17 protein-coding genes and 1 riboswitch are annotated in these 19,017 nt (G+C 61.4%); of the genes, 6 read left to right on the top strand and 11 right to left on the bottom strand.

The genetic code is table 11. The features are described 5' to 3' along the window. Position 1 precedes the first annotated feature (1 nt). Genes BLW66_RS17365 through BLW66_RS17355 form a run of 3 tightly spaced genes read right to left on the bottom strand, consistent with a single transcriptional unit; the run spans position 2 to position 1,450 of the window. On the bottom strand, positions 2-373 hold the full coding sequence (locus BLW66_RS17365; protein WP_089949035.1) for a biopolymer transporter ExbD: 372 nt from the start codon (positions 371-373) through the stop codon (positions 2-4). After that, the gene (locus BLW66_RS17360) at positions 366-1,031 is read right to left on the bottom strand and encodes a MotA/TolQ/ExbB proton channel family protein (protein WP_089949031.1); all 666 of its coding nucleotides are present in this window, start codon (positions 1,029-1,031) and stop codon (positions 366-368) included. The genes BLW66_RS17365 and BLW66_RS17360 overlap by 8 nt, the downstream gene beginning before the upstream one ends. Next, entirely contained in the window at positions 1,031-1,450 is a 420-nt protein-coding gene (locus tag BLW66_RS17355; RefSeq protein WP_089949028.1) for a hypothetical protein, read from the bottom strand. The genes BLW66_RS17360 and BLW66_RS17355 overlap by 1 nt, the downstream gene beginning before the upstream one ends. A gap of 214 nt (positions 1,451-1,664) precedes the next feature. Further along, positions 1,665-1,871: riboswitch (cobalamin riboswitch) on the top strand. Positions 1,872-1,999: 128 nt separating this feature from the next. Between BLW66_RS17355 and BLW66_RS17350 the strand changes: the two genes are divergently transcribed. The 4 genes from BLW66_RS17350 to BLW66_RS17335 are packed head-to-tail and all read left to right on the top strand — an operon-like array spanning position 2,000 to position 6,517. After that, positions 2,000-3,943: a TonB-dependent receptor plug domain-containing protein gene (locus BLW66_RS17350; protein ID WP_089949025.1), complete on the top strand. Its 1,944-nt coding sequence runs from the start codon at positions 2,000-2,002 to the stop codon at positions 3,941-3,943. After that, entirely contained in the window at positions 3,943-4,782 is an 840-nt protein-coding gene (locus BLW66_RS17345) for an ABC transporter substrate-binding protein (RefSeq protein WP_089949022.1), read from the top strand. Before BLW66_RS17350 ends, BLW66_RS17345 begins: the two co-directional genes overlap by 1 nt. Continuing rightward, positions 4,782-5,762 carry a FecCD family ABC transporter permease gene (locus tag BLW66_RS17340; RefSeq protein ID WP_089949019.1) on the top strand — a complete coding sequence of 327 codons (981 nt, stop codon included), beginning with the start codon at positions 4,782-4,784 and terminating at the stop codon, positions 5,760-5,762. Before BLW66_RS17345 ends, BLW66_RS17340 begins: the two co-directional genes overlap by 1 nt. Then, complete coding sequence (locus BLW66_RS17335; RefSeq protein ID WP_089949017.1) at positions 5,759-6,517, top strand: ABC transporter ATP-binding protein; 759 nt, start codon at positions 5,759-5,761, stop codon at positions 6,515-6,517. The genes BLW66_RS17340 and BLW66_RS17335 overlap by 4 nt, the downstream gene beginning before the upstream one ends. A 12-nt stretch (positions 6,518-6,529) precedes the next feature. Here the strand turns inward: BLW66_RS17335 and BLW66_RS17330 are convergent, their stop codons facing one another. Genes BLW66_RS17330 through BLW66_RS17310 form a run of 5 tightly spaced genes read right to left on the bottom strand, consistent with a single transcriptional unit; the run spans position 6,530 to position 11,117 of the window. Then, positions 6,530-7,321: a ChaN family lipoprotein gene (locus BLW66_RS17330; protein ID WP_244508688.1), complete on the bottom strand. Its 792-nt coding sequence runs from the start codon at positions 7,319-7,321 to the stop codon at positions 6,530-6,532. Further along, entirely contained in the window at positions 7,318-8,121 is an 804-nt protein-coding gene (locus tag BLW66_RS17325; RefSeq protein WP_089949015.1) for a heme ABC transporter ATP-binding protein, read from the bottom strand. Before BLW66_RS17325 ends, BLW66_RS17330 begins: the two co-directional genes overlap by 4 nt. After that, on the bottom strand, positions 8,121-9,185 hold the full coding sequence (locus BLW66_RS17320; protein ID WP_089949013.1) for a FecCD family ABC transporter permease: 1,065 nt from the start codon (positions 9,183-9,185) through the stop codon (positions 8,121-8,123). Before BLW66_RS17320 ends, BLW66_RS17325 begins: the two co-directional genes overlap by 1 nt. Position 9,186: 1 nt before the next feature. Continuing rightward, positions 9,187-10,068: a heme/hemin ABC transporter substrate-binding protein gene (locus BLW66_RS17315; protein ID WP_089949010.1), complete on the bottom strand. Its 882-nt coding sequence runs from the start codon at positions 10,066-10,068 to the stop codon at positions 9,187-9,189. Beyond that, the gene (locus tag BLW66_RS17310) at positions 10,065-11,117 is read right to left on the bottom strand and encodes a hemin-degrading factor (protein WP_089949008.1); all 1,053 of its coding nucleotides are present in this window, start codon (positions 11,115-11,117) and stop codon (positions 10,065-10,067) included. Before BLW66_RS17310 ends, BLW66_RS17315 begins: the two co-directional genes overlap by 4 nt. Positions 11,118-11,331: 214 nt before the next feature. On the opposite strand from BLW66_RS17310, the gene BLW66_RS17305 reads away from it, so the two are divergent. Both BLW66_RS17305 and BLW66_RS17300 read left to right on the top strand, forming a co-directional pair. Further along, on the top strand, positions 11,332-13,332 hold the full coding sequence (locus BLW66_RS17305) for a TonB-dependent receptor domain-containing protein (RefSeq protein WP_089949005.1): 2,001 nt from the start codon (positions 11,332-11,334) through the stop codon (positions 13,330-13,332). A 159-nt stretch (positions 13,333-13,491) separates the two neighbouring features. After that, positions 13,492-14,586: a serine hydrolase domain-containing protein gene (locus BLW66_RS17300; RefSeq protein ID WP_170833520.1), complete on the top strand. Its 1,095-nt coding sequence runs from the start codon at positions 13,492-13,494 to the stop codon at positions 14,584-14,586. Positions 14,587-14,652: 66 nt separating this feature from the next. On the opposite strand, the gene BLW66_RS17295 is transcribed toward BLW66_RS17300, so the two are convergent. From BLW66_RS17295 to BLW66_RS17285, 3 genes are read right to left on the bottom strand one after another with little or no spacing between them, the layout of a single operon-like run. Continuing rightward, entirely contained in the window at positions 14,653-17,037 is a 2,385-nt protein-coding gene (locus BLW66_RS17295; protein ID WP_089949001.1) for a 1-deoxy-D-xylulose-5-phosphate synthase N-terminal domain-containing protein, read from the bottom strand. A 52-nt stretch (positions 17,038-17,089) separates the two neighbouring features. Further along, positions 17,090-17,641 (bottom strand): OsmC family protein, encoded by a 552-nt coding sequence (locus BLW66_RS17290; protein WP_089948999.1) that lies wholly within the window; start codon positions 17,639-17,641, stop codon positions 17,090-17,092. After that, positions 17,634-18,956 (bottom strand): trans-sulfuration enzyme family protein, encoded by a 1,323-nt coding sequence (locus tag BLW66_RS17285; protein ID WP_089948996.1) that lies wholly within the window; start codon positions 18,954-18,956, stop codon positions 17,634-17,636. The genes BLW66_RS17290 and BLW66_RS17285 overlap by 8 nt, the downstream gene beginning before the upstream one ends. Positions 18,957-19,017: the final 61 nt, after the last annotated feature.

Genomic DNA, 19,017 nt, shown 5'->3' with positions numbered 1-19,017 from the left:
ATCAGGACGCCCCCAAGAGGGTAACGGTCAGCTTCGGGAAGGCCCGCAGGGCGACGAGAAGGTCGGTCAGCCGTTGGGCGTTCACACCGTCTTGCAAGGCCACGATCAGCGTCGTTTCGGTGTCGGGCAGACCTTCGGCCAGCGCGGTGATCTCCAACGGATCGCCGTTCACGCTGAGGCTGTCTTGGCCCAGCCGCAAGAACACTGGCGGAGTCGTCTGTGCCATGGCACCGGTGCCTGCGTTGGCGGCCAGCTCGACCTCCGAAAACTTGGAAAAGGTGGAGGTGAGCATGAAGAACAGAAGCAGCAGGAAGATGACGTCGATCAGCGACGTCATCGACAGTCTGCGCCGCCGTTTGCGGGCCTTAGCCATGGGTTGCCACCATCTGGGGGGTGTCAGCGGGGGCCGCTGCTCCGGTCGGGGCCAGCATGGTTTGGATGGCTTTTTCGGCAAAGACGCGCTCTGTCTCCATGCGGCCCTCGAACCAGCTTAGGATCAGCGCGGTTGGCATCGCCACGACCAGCCCGACAGCGGTGGTGAGCAGCGCCACCCAGATGCCGCCAGCGAGGATGGACGGGTCCACTTGTGCACCCGCGTCCTGCAAGGATTGAAACGCCTCGATCATGCCCAGAACGGTGCCGAACAGACCTAACAGCGGCGCAAGCTGCGCGACGGAATCGAGGAACCGCAGACCGCGTTCAAGCTTGCCGAAACGCAGCTCTGCCTCGGAGAGCAGACGGTCGGACGCGGCACTACGGCCAGAGAGCGCCATATCAACGACAGGGGCCAGATAGCTGGTGGAGCGATCAAGGGCTGCGCGCGCTACGCTTCGGTCGCCCGCGTCCCACGCGGCGATGGCTTCCGACAATGCTTTGTGACGGCCGACGCCTGCGGCGGTGAACTGCCAGATTTTGTAGAGGATCACGGCCAGCGTCAGCACGGACACGGCCATAAGGATGACGACAACCGGCCCGCCTATGTGGGCGATGGTCAGGAGGGGATCAAAGAATGTGGGAAGCGAGATTTCCATCAGCCCAGCACCTCCACGCTACCCACGCGCGATACGGGCTTTAGCGCCGTGTCGCAGACGCCCGCGTCCGCTGCCGTGCAGGTGCTTGCACCGTTGAACAAAATCCGGCTGAGGTCGGCGCAGGCCATGTTGGGCACAGCAAACTGGCGCACGCGGGGGCGGTTTGGCGGCAGGGTGCCGAAGTCGAAGAGGGTCAGGCTTTGCACCGCGCCCGATGCGTTGAACAAGACGGTCTCAAACACGGCTTTGTCAATGGCGGTGCCTGTGTCGTTAGTGACCATGAAGGACAAGGTGCAGGCGTCGGCGCTGGCTTGGGTCGTGTTTAACTCGACCGTCAGCGCGCCTGCGGTGGCGTCTTGTGACAGGGCCGGTGCCGCGGCGGCGAACAGGCAGAAAGAGAGTGGTAGAATGCGTCGCATTGGGGGCTCCGGCGGTTGAGGCTCTGGCTAGGGCGCACCCGTCGTGTGGCGCGTCGCTGGAGCATGTTGTCGTCTGACAGGGTGCGGTCAAGGCATCCTCTATATCCGATAGAAATACTAGGGATATATTTTCCCGTCTATATGGGACGTCACGTCGCGCGTCAAATCGTTCGTCGGGGCTGCCTTGGGGCCTTCCCAATTGCGCATATCCTTTGTATCAGGGCCGTACTTCGGTCTGGGCAGTACGCTGTCCGGTTAAAAGGGAACGTGGTGCGGCCTTTGGGCCAACGCCACGACTGCCCCCGCAACTGTAAGCGGAGAGCGAAGCCGACACATGCCACTGTCACGCCAGCCGTGATGGGAAGGTCCGGCTAAGCATCGACCCGCAAGTCAGGAGACCTGCCGAGGTGTTCACCCTGTCCGGACGCGAGGGGCGTCGGGGCTGCGGAGCTTCCGCTTGTGGTGTTTTCACCGTCTGCGGGGGGCCAACCCTCAAATGACATATCTGACCTGCGGACCTATGATGGGCCGCATCCTGAGGGATAAGACATGCTGCGTTCTTCTTTGCTGGCCTCCGTGGCCTTTACAACAATCTCCACGTCATCTGCGATGTCGCAAGACGCCTTCGACCTTGGCGAAATCGTCTTGTCGGGCGGGTTGACCAGCGTTGAGGCCTCCGACTACGGGCGGGCCGCGACCGTGTTGGACGCCGAGCAGATCGAAGCGCGCGGCGCTGATTACGCAGTCGATGTATTGCGGGGTTTGCCGGGTATCTCCGTCTCGCGGGCGGGGTCTGCGGGCGGCATCGCACAGGTGCGGCTGCGCGGTCATGAGGGCAACCACACCCTTGTGCTGATCGACGGGGTTGAGGTGGCCGCGCCCAACACGGGCGAATATGATTTTGGCGGGCTGCTTGCGGCCGACATCGAGCGGATTGAGGTTTTGCGCGGTGCGCAATCGTCTCTTTATGGCTCCAACGCGATCGGCGGCGTGATCTCGATCACTACCAAACGCGCCACGGAGGATGGTCTAAGCGGGCAGGCGGGCCTTGAGTTTGGCAGCGACGGCACCGTGCAGGGCAACCTTGCGCTGCGTGCCAGCGGTGCGCGCGGCGGCCTGAGCTTTGCGGCGCAACGGCTGAACACCAACGGCTCCGACATTTCGGGCACGGCGGGCGGGGAGGAAGACGGCGATACCAACGCCACCTACGCGCTGAACGGCCGCTATTTCGTGAGTGACACGGTCACCGTTGGCGGCACGCTGCGCTACACCGACCGTACGGCGGACAATGATGCGTTCAACTTCGGGGCGGCCACGCGGTCTGGGCTGGTGACGGATTCGATTGCCAATGTCGAGACGCAGGAACTGTTCGGCTCGCTCTATCTGGAGGCGACCGCGCTTGGCGGGCGGATGGAAAACCGTCTGGACCTATCCTTTGGCGCGCTTGATCGGCAGGGACGCAACGGCACCGGCGCCAAGGACGGCGACAACAGCGGCACACGCCGCAAGCTGGCCTACCGCGCCACCTTCGCGCTGGACGCGGGCACCATTGGCGAGGCGCGTCATCTGTTGACCGTAGCCGCCGAGACGGAACGTCTGACCTACAAAGAAAACGATGCGTCGATTGTGTTTGGCGCGGGCCAGCTGGTCAAGCGCAGCCGTGATCAGGAGGCATTCGTGCTGGAGTATCAAGGCAACATCACGGACGCGCTGGATGTGCAGGCCAGCCTGCGCCACGATTTCAACGACGCCTTCGAGAACGCCACGACCTACGCGCTTGGCCTGTCCTACAGGTTGCCCAATGACACCACGCGGTTGCATGCCTCCTACGGCACGGGGGTGCAGAACCCGACGTTGATCGAACAGTTCGGCTTCTTCTCGGATTTCGTGGGCAATCCAAACCTGTCGCCTGAACGCAGCAAAGGCTGGGACATCGGCGTGGAGCAATCGTTTTGGGGTGGGCGCGGGCTGTTTGACCTGACCTATTTCAAGGAGGAGCTGACGGACGAGATCACGTCCGTCTTCGATCCGGTGGCGGGGGTGTCCACGCCAGTTAACCAGACAGGTAAAAGCGACCGTCAGGGGGTCGAAATCGCGGCAGAACTGGCGGCGACCGACCGGTTGGATCTGCGGTTCAGCTACACATGGCTGGACGCGAGCGACCCAGATGGATCCATTGAGGTGCGGCGGCCGAAGCAAGAGGCGCTGTTGCAACTGGGGTACCGGATGGCAAACGACCGGACGCGACTTAATCTGGATGTCCGGCATGTGGCAGGATTGTATGATATGGACTTTACCGCACCCGCGTTTGGCGGCTCCAAGATCCGGTTGGACGACTACACCGTCGTGAACGCGGGCTTCAGCCATGACATCACCGACGGGGTACGGCTGAGCGGGGGCGCGCGCAACCTGTTCAACCAGTCGTATCAGGAACAGGACGGCTACACCGCGCCGGGGCGCGTGGCGTTCTTTGGCGTGGCGAGCCGGTTCTAATGCGCGTCGCGGCCCTCTCTCTATGCGCTGCAGTTTGGGCCGCGACAGCACCCACGTGGGCCGACAGTCCGGCGCGGGTGGTTTCGATTAATGTTTGCACGGACCAACTGGCGATGCTGGTCGCCGACAGCGGGCAGCTTGTATCGGTGTCACAGTTGGCGTCTGACCCGCGCATCTCCGCGATGACAGAACAAGCGGCGCGCTACCCCGCGAATAGCAGCCGCGCCGAAGAGGTTTACCTCATGCGGCCCGATCTGGTGCTGGCGGGCAGCTTCACCGCGCGGGCAACCGTTGATATGCTGCGGCGGCTGGATATTCCCGTGGCGGTGTTTGATCCCGCGTATTCACTGGCGGATGTCCGCGACCGATTGGTGCAGATGGGCGATGTACTCGGGCGAGAGGTCCGCGCGGCGGGGCTAGTGGCCGAATTCGATGCAACGCTGGAAAGCTTGCGGGATGCCGCCGCCGCAACCCCGCCGCGCGTGGCGCTCTACTACGCGAATGGATACACGTCGGGGGAGAACACTTTGGCAGGGCAAATACTCGACTACGCGGGGCTGGCCAATGTCGCGACCGAACAGGGCTTTGCGGCGGGGGGCTTTATGCCGCTAGAGGTTCTGGCCATGGCGACCCCCGAAACTGTCATAACGGGCAGCCCTTACCGTGGGCCTGCCCGCGCCGAAGAGATCAAAAGCCACCCCGTCATCGGCGTGTTGCAACGCGGTGTGCCGCGTGCGCGACTGGCCGATCGTGACTGGACGTGCGGCACGCCCTTCGTGCTGCGCGCCATTGCCGATATGACGGAGCTGCGACGTGCTTTGCAGGAGGATGCGCAGTGATGCGTCTTGCCGTGACATTGATCGCGTTGGTCGCGGTGTTGTTCGTCGCGGCATTGGTCACTGGCCCTGCGGATATCGGTCCGTTTGAAAGCCTACTCGCCCTTATCGCGGGGGGCGAAGGCCCTATGCCGCTGGTGATGCGGGAAATTCGCCTGCCACGGGCGTTGCTGGCGGTGCTGATCGGCGGCTCGCTTGGGCTGGCGGGGGCGGCGATGCAGGGCTATTTGCGCAATCCGCTGGCCGATCCGGGGTTGATCGGCGTGTCGGGCTCTGCCGCATTTGGCGCGGTGCTGGCGATCCAGACGGGGCTGGCGGCGGCTTTTGCTTTGGGCCTGCCGCTGGCCGCGTTGGGCGGGGCGCTTTTTGGCGTGTTCGCGGTGTTGGTGCTTGCGGGGCCGCGCGGGTCGTCGCTGACGTTGATCTTGGCGGGCATTGCGATATCGGCGCTCGCGGGGGCGTTTACGTCACTGGTGCTGAACCTTGCGCCCAATCCGTTTGCGGCGAATGAGATCGTGTTCTGGATGATGGGATCGCTCGCCGACCGCTCCATGACGCATGTGTGGATCGCCTTGCCGTTAATCTTAGCAGGCGCGTTGATGCTGGCCACGCTGTCGCGCGGGTTGGACGCATTGACCTTGGGCGAGGACGCGGCGGAGGCGATGGGCATCAGCCTGCGCCGCCTGCGATTGACGCTGATCTTTGGTACGGCGGCGGTGGTCGGCGCGTCCACGGCGGTTGCGGGGGCGATTGGCTTCGTGGGCTTGGTGGTCCCGCATCTGCTGCGTCCCTTCGTGGGGTCACGACCCGGCGCGCTTTTGTGGGCCTCCACCTTGGGGGGTGCTGCGATGTTGCTGGCGGCGGATATTGCCGTGCGGATCATCCTGCCCGCGCGGGATTTGAAGCTGGGTGTCGTCACCGCATTGGTTGGCGCGCCACTATTTTTGCACCTGATCTACCGCACACGAAGGGACGGGTTATGAGCCTGCTGACCCTAAGGGAATTCGGCGTTGCACGGCATCAATGCGACGTGCTGCGCAATGTGGAGCTGACCATAGACAGCGGCGAGATGGTCGGGATTATCGGCCCCAACGGTGCGGGCAAAACGACGCTGATGCGCGGGGCGCTTGGGCTGTTGGCGCATCGCGGCGAAAGCTCGCTTGCTGCCATGACACCGCGTGAGCGGGGCCGCGCGGTGGCGTGGATGCCGCAAGCGCGTGAAATCGCGTGGCCGGTTGATGTGGAGACTTTGGTGATGCTGGGCCGCTCTCCGCATATGGGCCTTGGGCGACGTCCGACAAAAACAGATCACGACGCCGTGGCCCGCGCATTGGACCGCATGGACCTGACAGGCCTGCGCAGCCGCACGGCGACGCAACTGTCAGGTGGGGAGCAGGCGCGGGTTTTGATCGCACGGGCGCTGGCGCAGGACACGCCGCTTTTGATGGCGGATGAACCGATTGCGGGCCTCGATCCCGCGCACCAGATCGCCACAATGCAGGAGTTCGCCAGCTTGGCGTCGGAGGGGCGGTCGGTTGTCGTGTCGCTGCATGATCTGGGACTTGCTGCGCGCCATTGCACCCGCCTGATTGTCGTCGACAAGGGCAGAGTGGTGGCGGACGGCACGCCGGTTGACGTGCTGACGCAAGAGCTGATCCGCGACACCTTCGGGATTAGCGCATTCGTGCAAACCACGCCTGAAGGACTTGTCGTGCAGCCGATGGGTGTTGTGCCTTGAGCGCGAATTTCCTCACTTGTTGAAACGCGCGCAAGGGTCGTCCCGCTCTGCCGGATCGGTCACCACGGTGATGTCGAACGGCGTCTCGGTCGGGGCCTCAACAAAACCTATGGCTTTCACGGAGACTTCGGGGGCAGCCAGCGCGATCATCGCCGGAACCCCCCAATCGGTGCGGGCGTGGCCGTTGCCCGCGATAAGAACGATTGGCGCGCCGTAAGTCTCTAACGCTGCCAAAACCGCCTGTGCGAAGGCGGCATCACGGTAGCGTTGCGCCTCCACCATGCCGCCCATCATGTCGAGCGGCATGGCTTCGCAGTGGGCGTCGAACTGCATTTTTTTGCGCTGCTCCAACTGGTCTGCTGGCAGGGCGTCGGCCAATCCGAAGCGGTCGCCGTCTGGAGCCATCACCGCAGACGCGCCACCGCTGAAGGCTTGGCGCACCGTGTCTTTGGGGGCTGCGGCACCGATGACCGGACGGATGCCAAGTGCCTCAAACACTGGCTGGTAAATCGCGTACTCGGGCCAACCGGAGGTGGCCCAGCCGATGCGCGCACCCAGCCCGTCCAAATCAGTGCGGGGGTCTGCGTTGACCTGTTTGGCCTGCGCGGGGGTCAGCATCTCAAACACTACCGCGCGCGGGTCCAACCGCCGGATCATCTCTGCTTGCCCCAGATGGTGTAGCGGGTTATCATGGACTTCGCCCAGCACGACGACCTGCGCCCCCAGATCGTCCGGCACGCCGGTGAGATCCTGCGCGCACAGCGGCATGGCGAAACAACATAGCAAAGCGATGGGTCGGATCATGAAGCGCTCCAATTCTCGGTCATAAGGTTGGCGGCATGGGGCAGGATGAAGGTGTGCCCCGCCTGCGGTGCGGTGTTGACCCGCAACGCACAGCCATAGGCGTCGGACAGGGTCGCGTCGGTCAGCACGTCGGCGGGTGTCCCGTGGGCCAAAAGCCTGCCGCCTGCCAGCATAGCGACCTCATCCGCGTATAGCGCGGTCAGGTTCAGGTCGTGCATGACGGCAACGACGCCGCCGCCGGACCGAGCAAAGCCGCGGGCGATTTCCATAACTTCAAGCTGGTGGCCGATGTCGAGGCTGGCGACTGGTTCGTCCAGCAACAGCCAGCGCGGCGCGCCGTCCTCCACAGGGGCCCAGACCTGACAAAGCACGCGGGCCAGTTGCACGCGCTGCTGCTCGCCGCCCGACAATTCTTGGTAGAAACGGTTGGCGTAATGGGCGAGGCCGACGCGGCGCAGGGCTTGCATCGCGCGACTGTCATGGGTTGCGGCGGTGCCGTTGGTCAGCCCGATGCGGACTACCTCAATCACGGTGAAGGGGAACGCCATGGTGGTGGCCTGCGGCAGCACCGCGCGTTGCGCGGCCAGTTGCCACGGACGCTGGCCTTGGGTGTCGGTGCCGTTCAAAAGCACGGTGCCCGAATAGTCCACATCACCCGTCAGTGCCCGCAGAAGCGTCGTCTTGCCAGAGCCGTTTGGGCCGACGATGGCCGTTAGCTGACCTGCGCGGGCGGTGAAGTCCACGTGGGCCAGCACTTGCGCGTGACCAAGGGTGACGGAAATGTTGCGTGCGGTCAGCATTACAGCTCCATCATGGTGCGGCGGCGCAGCAGGATCCACAAGAACACCGGTGCGCCAAGAACGGCGGTGACGATGCCGATGGGAAGCTCTGCGGGGGCTATAATCGTGCGGCTGATGACGTCCGCGACAAGCAGCAGACTTGCGCCCAGCAAGGCGGAGTTGATGAGCAACGTTCGGTGGTCGGGGCCAGTGGCCAGCCGGAGCAGATGCGGCACCACTATGCCGATAAACCCGATGCCGCCGGAGACTGCGACGGCGGCACCCGTGGCCCCAGCGACGGTGAGGATGGCGATGTTTTTCATGCGCTGCACGGGGATGCCGATGTGGTGGGCGGTGGCCTCGCCCATGGCCAATCCGTTCAGCCCGTCGCCAAGTGTCATCGCGGCCCCGAGCGACAGAGCGATCAGCGGGGCGGCGACCAGCGTTTTGGCCCATGTGGCCCCTGCCAGCGAACCGAGGCCCCAAAACGTGAGGTCGCGCAACTGGCTGTCATCGGCGATATAGACCAGAACGCCGGACACTGCGCCCGCAAGTGCGCCCAAGGCAATGCCCGCCAGCAACATGGTTGCGACCGAGGTGCGACCGCCGCGCGTTGCCACGCGGTAGAGGACCATCGTTGACGCCCATCCGCCCATGAAAGCGGCGACAGGCACTAACGCGTTGCCGGTGATTTCCACCAGCCAGACGGGCAGGGCCGCGCCCAGCACGATGGCGATGATGGCACCCAGCCCCGCGCCCGCGCTTACACCGACCAAACCGGGGTCGGCGAGCGGGTTGCGGAACAATCCTTGCATAACTGCGCCTGACACCGCCAGCGACGCGCCCACGCAAATGCCAAGCGCCAGACGCGGCGCGCGGATGTCCCACAGGATGACGGCCTCAAGCTGGGTCAAGGGTTCACCGCGGGCAAGTTTAGCCAGTGCCGCCCACAGCGAGGTGCCGGATGCGCCCCAGGCTAGCGAGGCGAGGCTGACGACAACCAGCAGCAACGCCAGCCACAGATGTGCGGCGCGGGCGGCGTGCAACCGGTCGCGCGGGGTGTCTAAATCGCTGATCGCTGTCACCCTAGCCTCCGTAAAGTGCTGTGTTGAGGTCAGTCACCGCCTGCGCAGTGCGCGGTCCGAACCCTAGCAGATACAGCCCGTCCATCCGCACAACCGACTGGCTCTTTGCCGCAGGGGTGGTGGTGATGGCGGGCAGGGCCAAGAGTTCTTCATTCGACGTCGCGTGATCGCCACGGCGATCCATCATCAAAATCACGTCGGGCGCAGCGGCACTCACGGCTTCGTCGGTGACGGGTTTGTATCCCTCAAACTCAACGAGCGCGTTGACCGCGCCCGCCATCTTGATGATCCCGTCCGCGGCTGTGCCGGTGCCCGAGGCAAGGATGCGCCCGCCGTTGGTGCTGAGGATGAACAATACGCGCTTGGGGATGCCACTTTGTGTGGCCGCATGCTGCGCGGCGTCTAGTTTGCGCCCCACGTTGTGGGCCAATTCCTGCGCTTTCGGCTCCACGTCCAAGGCCTTGCCGACGGCTAGAATTTTATCGACGACGCCTTGGGCGGTGTAGGTTTCGGGCACGGTCACGAAGGGCACGGAAGCGGTTTGCAAGAGCTCAATGGTTTCGGGCGGGCCTGCGCCCTCCTCGGAGATGATCAGCGCGGGAGATACGGACAACACGCCTTCCGCCGACAAGGCGCGCAAGTAGCCGACGTCGGGAAGGTCTGCGGCCTCCGGCGGAAACACGGATGTGGTGTCGCGGGCCACCAAGCGGTGCTGCTGGCCCAACGCATAGACGATTTCCGTGACCGAGCCGCCGAGCGACAACAGGTCCGGTTGCGTGTTCTCACCCGCCGCCCAGAGGGCAGCGGAACCGCCCCAGAGAGCCGTGGCAAAGGTGAATGCCAGAATCGGCAAGGCCTTGCGGCGACTGAAGGCGCGCCTCATGATGCGACGGCCTCTGCTTCTTGCAAGCTTTCGAGTTGCTCGACAATGGCACGCCAAGCGGGTCGGCTATCGCGGCCTTCCTTGCTGATGCCAAAAATCTGGAAAATGATAGTGCCGTCTTTGTCGAACGCTTCGACGGATAGGGCAGGCCCGCGCTGCGTGGGTTTTTCGACGGCCCAGACCTCCGCCACGTGATCAAGGCGCAGGTGCAGGTTGAAATTGGGGTCCAGCACGTTTTGCCACGGGCCCATTGCCTTCAGGGTTTTGACGGGTCCGGTGTGGATTTGGATGCACCCACGGTTGCCGACGAAAATCATCACCTCGGTGCCGGTTTCTTGCAACTTGTGCAGCATTTGATCGACCGCACTCGTGTCGAGTTGCCGCACAAACGGCGCACCGGCGATGCGGTAGGCGCCAAGACGGTTCATCTTTAGTTTGGAGGCCAACCGCAGGAATTGGTGCGTGTCGGTCATTTTGGTCCACTCGGCCCGTAGTTCGTCCAGCTTGGCGAGGTTCGATTTCGCGGCTTCGGGGGGCTTGCGCGGGGCTAGATCAAGAGTTTGGCCTTGGTCTTCGATGGCGAGCGACGTCTTCAGGTCGCCCCATGCGCTTAGGTCGGAGGTGTCGCGGAGGAAGATTTTGTGGACCGCATCGCCAGCGGCGTCAAAGATTTGAAGGCTGCGGCGGGTGCCGGTGTCAGTTTCGCGCTCCACCAGAAAGCCGTGCTGCCAATGGCTTCCGAAAATACGCAGGTCGATGTCTTCGGTCTGCACCATCGCGGCGTGTTTTCCGGGGTGGTAGTTGTCGTAGATGCCGATCTTCTCATGCACGCAGGACGGTGTGCGGGTGAGGGCCATCACCTCTCCCAGCAGTTGCGCCGCGCCCATGATGCGGTCGGGATGCGGGTCGATGCGGGTGACGTCAATTCCGGTGAAGGCCGCCAGCAGGTCAGCCTCGGCAAAGCCGTGTTGCTCTGCCAGATCGCGGTCGCGCATTTTCGGGTTCTCCGTGCGCAATGCACGAATCTCTTCGGGGGTAGGTTTAGCCATCTCAGCGCCTCACATTGGTGAATTTTCTGTGGTGGCTGGGCCATTTATGCGGGCGTAGCTGCCAACCCGTCATCGGGCAGGAATAATGTTGACACTTTTAGTAGGATTAATTTAGAGACGCAAGCGGCGGATTGATCTGCCGACCAAAATCCACGAAATCCACGCCAGCCCATCGCAAGCATCTGGACACAGCCATGCAACCGAGGGGTAGACCATGCCACATTTTAATTCGCGCGCCGCGTTGCGCGCCACCACGGCGCTGATCGTCGTCGCCAGTTTGCCCATCGCGGCAATAGCGCAGGACGACGGCGATCTGGGCACCATCATTCTGGGCCAGAGTAAACGGGACGTGCAGACAGACACCGACGTCGCCGTAACAACATTGGATCAAGACGAGATCGACGACCGTCAAGGCGGCACTGTGGGTGAGTTGATCGACACCGTGCCGGGAGTAAGTCTGGTGAACGGCTCCACTCCGCAAGGTTCGGGCATCAACATTCGCGGCTTCGGTAGCAATTCGACGTTCGGCTCTGACCAGAAAGTCGCGGTGATCGTGGACGGCGCCAGCACCGGCGCGGAGGAGCTGTACCGTATCGGCACCCAACTGTTCACCGACCCAGAGCTGTATAAAGAGGTCGAGGTTATTCGCGGCACCATTGGCAGTTTTGAATATGGATCCGGTATTGTGGGGGGCGTGGTGAAACTGGAGAGCAAGGATGCCTCCGACTTCACCGGCGGGGTGCCGGGATTGGTGGCCCGCGAGACGTTGCAGTTTTCCAGCAATGGCGACGGGATCACGTCCTCCACCATTCTGGCGTGGCAGCCTACCGAAAACTTCGAGGCATTGTTTAACTATACGTGGCGCAAGCAAGGCGTGCAGCAGGATGGCGACGGCAACGACATCAGCACCAAAGGCGTCAAGCTGCCGAGCTACCAGCTGAAAACCAAATACAGCTTCGGGGAAGACAACGCCCATGCGGTGACATTTGCCTATAGCGACACCTCCGCCGACGACCGTGACGTGCCTTTTGATACGTTCACTACCACCGGCATCGGGTTCGGAAATGTGGACCGGCAAACCCAGTCCCGCACCACCGTTCTGGGGTATAGCTATAACCCCACAGGCAATGACCTTGTCGATCTGGATGTGACCCTGTCCTACGCGGATCAGGATATCCAAAGCGAGGGGGTCAGTGGCCAGACAGGAACGCTGGCGGCATTGGTCAATGCGGATAACCGCTACGAGATGACGAAGCTTACGGTGAAAAATACGAGCCTGTTTAGCACGGGGGCCATTGCCCACAACCTGCGCAGCGGTGTGGAGTTGATCCGCAAAGACCGCTTGGATGCGTCATCTTCCCCCGGCGGCACGGACGACCGGATCGCGGTATTTGCGGTGGATGAATTGCGCTTTGGTAACGGGTGGAGTGTCACGCCTGCGCTGCGCTATGAGCGTTCAACAATCACAGGCTCCACCGCGCCGAATGACGGCACGTTCAAGAACGCGGCCCTGATGGGGGGCGTGTCGCTGCGCTACGAGTTCGCCAACGGGTTGTCGCTGTTCAGCTCCGCCGCTTATACGGAAAGCTTGCCGATCATTGACGACCTCGGCAGTCCGGCATTCATGACCCAACCCGAAAAGTCTCGGACGCTGGAGGTCGGCGCAGCCTATTCCAATACTGACGTATTCGCGCAAGGCGACACGTTTAGCATCAAAGGTAACCTCTATCACACCCGCCTTTGGGACGTGACAAGCTATCAGGCGTCGGGCTTGCCTTTCGGAACGCCGATCACCGAGATCGAGGTGAAAGGGCTGGAGCTTGAAGCGTCTTACGCCATGGAAAGCGGCATCTATGTTGACCTGAACGCGAACATTGCGAGCGGCACCGAGTACCAACCCGGCGGCACCACCGTCGACTGGCGCAATGTGCCAGCCAATGGGGTTAACCTGACGCTGGGCAAAAAGTTCGGGGATGAGTTGGACCTGAGCTGGGAAGTCGTGGCGCAGCGCCGCTACACCAAATCGGCCACGCCTACGGCAGGGTTCGGAGTTCACAATCTGCGCGCCACCTACAGGCCGCAGCAAGGGGTGCTGGAGGGCATGGAGGTCCGCGTTGGGGTCGAGAACGTCTTCGACAAACAGTACCAACGTCGCCTGTCCACACGCGCTGCCGCAGGGCGCAACGTTAAGCTAACGCTGGCGAAAAGCTTCTGAGGCAGGAGCGGCCGCGGCGCGAGGTATTAGGTGCCCTCGCGCCGCGGCGTCCAAGAATAGTTTCTTGCAGAGTGTCTTCGTTCGGTTACCAATGTCGTGGTATTTGACAGAAGGCCCCACAGGTCGGCGTCGTTTGTGGGCCAAATTATGGAAATTATTATGACAAAAACGACAAAAAATTTCATTTACGGTTTGTTGGCTGCGATCATTGTTGCGGCGCTGTATTTTGCAATGCCCCAAGTCACGGATCCTGATCCGGCCTATGGGGTGGAGCTCCAAAAATCGGACGCGATCTCGACGGAAACAGTGGCGGCGATTGACGACTATCTGGAGACCGAAAGCGAGCATGTCGAAGTCATCATGGCAGTGCTGGATGGGACATCCATCTACGAGTACGGTGACACAACACGCATTATGAACGGCGCATCCACCCGCAAAGCAGTGCTGAGCTTGCTTTACGGGATCGCCATTGATCAGGGGCTGATCGACCTCGACAAAACCTTGGCTGAGCTGAACATCGATGAAAACACGCCGCTGACGGAACAGGAAAAGACCGCGACAATCCGCGATTTACTGATGGCGCGGTCCGGTATCTATCTGCCTGCCGAGGGTGAGCATGACGCGCAGATCACCGATCGCCCCGCACGCGGATCACACCTGCCGGGGGAATTCTTTTTCTCCAATAATTTTGATTACAACGCCTTGGGCACGATCTTCATCCAAGAGACTGGCCAACCCATCGGCCAGTTTATGGAAAAATATCTGGCCGAACCGCTGGGAATGCAGGATTTCGACGCGGACAACGTTGTTATGGGCGATCCTTGGTTCATGCCGAACAATGGGTCGCGGCATGAAATGTACTATATGTATACCAGCGCGCGCGATTTTGCCCGTATCGGTGCGATGGTCGCGAATAACGGTATGTGGGACGGCAAGCAGGTTGTCCCTGCCGCATGGATTGAGCTGAGCACCTCGCCGCTCAGCGCCCTAACGAATAGCGGCAGATACACTGCGTCGGGGTATATCTGGTGGATTGATGAGAATACGAATACCGTCTGGACCGATGGCTACGGGGGCCATTACATGCTGATCGACCCCGCGCGGAACCTGACTGTTGTTATGCGGACGTTCAGCGGGAACTCGTACCTGTCCACGGGCCTTTGGCTTGCAAGGTCAGATCGTAACGCGGCGCATCCTAAGTATATGGTTCACGCCTACGAAATGATGATCGCGGAGTTGGACGCGCGGGGGTAGAGTGGCCCGCCGACCAGATAGTCGGCGGACCTAGCCGCAAATCCGCGCTTGCCTCGCATTGCTAATTCAGCCGACGTTTGTGAGCCGCACTGGCTTCCCCGGTGTCAGCCCGTGCACCTTTTCCACGATCGACGCGGCATCAATGCCAAAGTGGCTGTAGAGATCGGCGATGGTGCCGGTCTGGCCAAAGTGTTCCACACCCAAGGGTACCGTTTGGTGCCCGATCACGGAACCAAGCCAAGACAGCGTGGCGGGATGGCCGTCAATCACGGTGATCAGCTTGCAGTCGCGCGGTAAGGCGGACAGTAGTGTTTCGACATGGCTCTCTGCCTGCGCATTTCCACGCGCGCGCGCACGTTGCGCGGCGGTCCAACCTGCGTTGAGCCTATCAGCGGAGGTGACAGCGAGCACGCCGACGTCTCTACGGCCCCCTGCAATGGTGCCTGCGGCTTTGATCGCCTCGGGTGCGACGGCCCCTTGATAGGCGATAACGACCTCGCAGTTCGGGCCGGGTTTGCGTAGCCAGTACGCCCCGTCGATCGCGCCTTGGCGGAAGTCTTCGTCCACGCGCTTGCCGGGTTGCTCGATGGGGTTTGTGGTCAGGCGCAGATAGACCGAGCCGCCCGTCTCGTCGCGCAGCCATGTGCGTTCATCGGGATCGCCCTCACCATCTCTTTGGAGGTAGTCGAAAGCCCAACTCATGATGACGGCCAACTCGTCTGCAAACGCAGGCTCGAAGCTCGCGAGCCCGTCTTGGCTCATACCGATCAAGGGGGAGCCGATGGATTGGTGCGCGCCGCCTTCGGGCGCCAGCGTGACACCGGACGGGGTGCCGACAATCATGAACCGCGCGTCCTGATAACAGGCGTAGTTCAGCGCATCGAGGCCACGGGCAACGAAAGGGTCGTATACCGTGCCGATGGGGATCACCCGCTTGCCAAATAGCGAATGCGACAGGCCAGCTGCGCCCAGCAGCAAGAACAGGTTCATTTCCGCGATGCCAAGCTCGATGTGTTGGCCTTTCGGCGTAAACTCCCATTTCGCGGTGGAGGGAATTTTCTCGTTGATGAAAGTATCCGCCTGCTCGGTCCGCGCGAACAGCTTGCGCCGGTTCACCCATGGGCCGAGGTTCGTGGTGCCGGTCACATCGGGCGACATGGTGACGATCCGTGCGGCCAGATCGCTGTCGCCTTTTGACAGATCATCCAGCACTTTGCCAAAGGCCATTTGCGTCGAAATCTCGCGGTCTGTTGTCAGCTCAATCGCTGGAACGGCCAACACATCGTCAGAGTAGCGGCGCGGGCCCTTGGCGAAGAAGGGCGTCTTGTCGAGCGTGGCTTGCAGGGCGTCGGGGTCGGCCACGGTTGCAAATTTCTCCCATTCCTCCCCATCGGCCACGCCCATGTGCTTTTGCCACGCGGCCATCTGGGCCTTGTTCATTAGCCCGCCGTGGTTGTCCTTGTGGCCCGCAATCGGCGTGCCCCACCCTTTGATCGTGTAGGCGAGGAAGCATGTGGGGCGGTCGTGGTCGATGGCGTCAAAAGTTTCGGCCATGGTTTGCACGCAGTTGCCGCCAAGGTTTTCCATCAGCTCGGCCAATTCATCGTCGCTGCGCGCTTCGATCAACGCAGTCACATCGCCCTGATCGCCAAGCGCATCCATCAGGCGTTTGCGCCAGACAGCCCCGCCCATAAAGGTCAGCGCGGAGTAAAGCTGGTTCGGGCAGTTGTCGATCCAGTCGCGCAGTTTTTCACCGCCCGGTTCTTTGAAGGCGGCGCGCTGTAATGCGCCGTATTTTACCTTCACCACGTCCCAGCCGAAGGCGTCAAATATCTGCTCAATCCGCTTGAACAGCCCCTCGCGCACCACACCGTCTAGCGATTGGCGGTTATAGTCGATAATCCACCATGTGTTGCGCAGGTCGTTTTTCCAGCCCTCTTGCAAGGCCTCGTAGATGTTGCCCTCGTCGAGTTCTGCATCGCCCACCAGCGCCACCATGCGGCCCAAGGGCATGCCGTCGCCCCAGCTTTTTGCCGCGATGTAATCCTGCACGATTGAGGCAAAAGACGTGATCGCCACGCCAAGCCCGACCGATCCGGTGGAGAAGTCCACATCGTCGATGTCCTTGGTCCGGCTCGGGTAGCTCTGCACCCCGTTGAAGCCACGGAAGGCTTCCATTTTCTCGCGGGTTTGGTTGCCCATCAGATACTGGATCGCGTGAAATATCGGGGAGGCGTGCGGCTTTACCGCCACCCGATCCTCTGGCCGCAAGGCGCTGAAATAGAGCGCCGTCATGATCGACACCATGGACGCAGAGGACGCCTGATGCCCACCAACCTTGATCCCGTCCGCCTTTGGGCGAATGTGGTTGGCGTTGTGGATCATCCAATGTGATAGCCATAACAGTCGTTGCTCGATGGTCTTAAGGTGGCTTTGATCAATCTGGGACATTGGGATGGCTTTCTAGTTGCGGTGGCAAGGCGTGACGGGAGTATGACGCGTGCTAGCCTTGGATTTGAGTGCTGATGATCTCGCCTGTCAATCCAACTGGATTGAGGATGGTTTGTGCGTTTGGGCTGTGGGACACGGATTTGCGGTGTAGTTCCGCAAATTGTTCAGGTGTGGCATCACCGGTCACGTAGATTTTGTAACGGATTTCGGGGAACCCCACCGTTGCGTTGGTGCCCAGCCCCATGAACCCGCGCAGGTCCAGCGTCGCATCGAAATCTATCTTCACGGATTCAAGCTGGATGCCTTCAGCGGTGGCCCCGGCGATAAAGCTGACCATCATGCATGACCCCAGACCTGACAGCAGCAATTCTTGCGGGTTTGGGCCGTGGTTGTTGCCCATTAACTGGCGCGGCTCATCCGCTTTCCAAGTGAATGACCGGCTGACCTGATGCGGCCCAACCTTCATTGATTTGGTCTCGGTGCGCGAACGCGTGCCACTCTCCCAGTTTATCTCAATGCCGTAGTCCATCAACGCCTCTTCGGGGGAGCTTGCAACTTCGTTCACGAATTCACTGAGGGCGGAGGTTGGAATGCTGTTACGCATATGCATTTTCCTTTTCTGCGTATATGGCGCTAAGGGCATGGTCAAAATCGGCGATCAGGTCGGCGGCATCTTCAATGCCGACAGACAAGCGCACACACCCCGGATCAATCCCCACATCTGCCCGTTGACGGGTGGTGAACGTCGCTTGAGATGTGTTGAATGGTAAGCTTATCAAGCTTTCGACTCCGCCAAGGCTAGTCGCTTGTTTGGGGATGCGAAGGGCGTTTACCAAACGAAGTGCTGCGGCATCGCCACCTTCAATCACGAAAGTGATATTGCCGGTGCCGTTTTTCAGCAGGCGTTTGGCGGTAGCATAATCCGGGTGGCTCTTCAGGAAGGGGTAGAAGACCTTCTTCACCTTCGGGTGGCTTTCCAGATAGTGCGCCAGTGCTGTGGCGCTTTCTTCATGGGCCCGCATGCGCACGGCAAGAGTTTTCAAACCGCGCTCCAGCAGGAAACAGGCGTGCGGATCTAAGGAGCCGCCATAGTTCAACAGGCGAGGCCAGATCATGTCGATCAGTTTGCGCGGGCCGGCTGCAACGCCTGCAATCAGGTCACTGTGACCATTGAGGTATTTTGATGCGGAATGGATGACCACGTCAACGCCGTGTTCCAAGGTGCGCATTGCAATGGGTGGCGCGAAGGTAGCATCCACCACCAACCGTACGTTGCGCCGCTTGGCGATTTCGGCCAGCCGCGGGATGTCGATGATCTTTAGCAGCGGATTGGTGATCGCCTCGAAATACATCATCTGCGTATTGGGTTGGATTGCGGCTTCGATGGCATCGAAATCATAGCTGTCAACCATAGTGCAGGACATGCCGAGTGTCGGGAACTCCTGATTGAACAGATTGAAAGTCCCGCCATAAAGGTCGCTGGACGCCACCACATGTGCGCCTTTGTCCATCAGGGCCAAAACGGTGCTGGTGATCGCTGCCATGCCGGAGCTGAATACGATAGCAGATTCAGCGCCCTCAAGCGCAGCTAGCTTTTCCTGAACGGCCCATTGCGATGGGTTGCCATAGCGCGAATAGATGAACCGATCACGGGCAAAGCCTTCCTCGACGGATTCGTATTGATGTTCATTCAACACAAAAGTTGACGCCTGATAGATCGGCGTGCCGACCGCACCGGTGCGTGGGTCGTCATGTGTGCCGGCATGAACAGCCGTCGTTGATAGGCCCGTGCCAGGGGCAGGGTGGTCTGCCAGAACCGGTCCGGCGCTGCGCGCGCGCGTCAAGTCATTCAGCCAGCCGCCGGTGGTGCGGTTTGGGGTCTTGCTGGCGGTGTCGCCTAAGATCTTATGGTCGGCCATGCGGTGCTCCGGCTTGAGGTGGGGTTGGTGCGGGCGCAGGTCATTCGTTGATTATCTGCAC

The organism is Litoreibacter albidus, from assembly GCF_900107015.1.
GTDB lineage: Bacteria > Pseudomonadota > Alphaproteobacteria > Rhodobacterales > Rhodobacteraceae > Litoreibacter > Litoreibacter albidus.
This window is presented reverse-complemented; position numbering and strand designations above follow the sequence as displayed.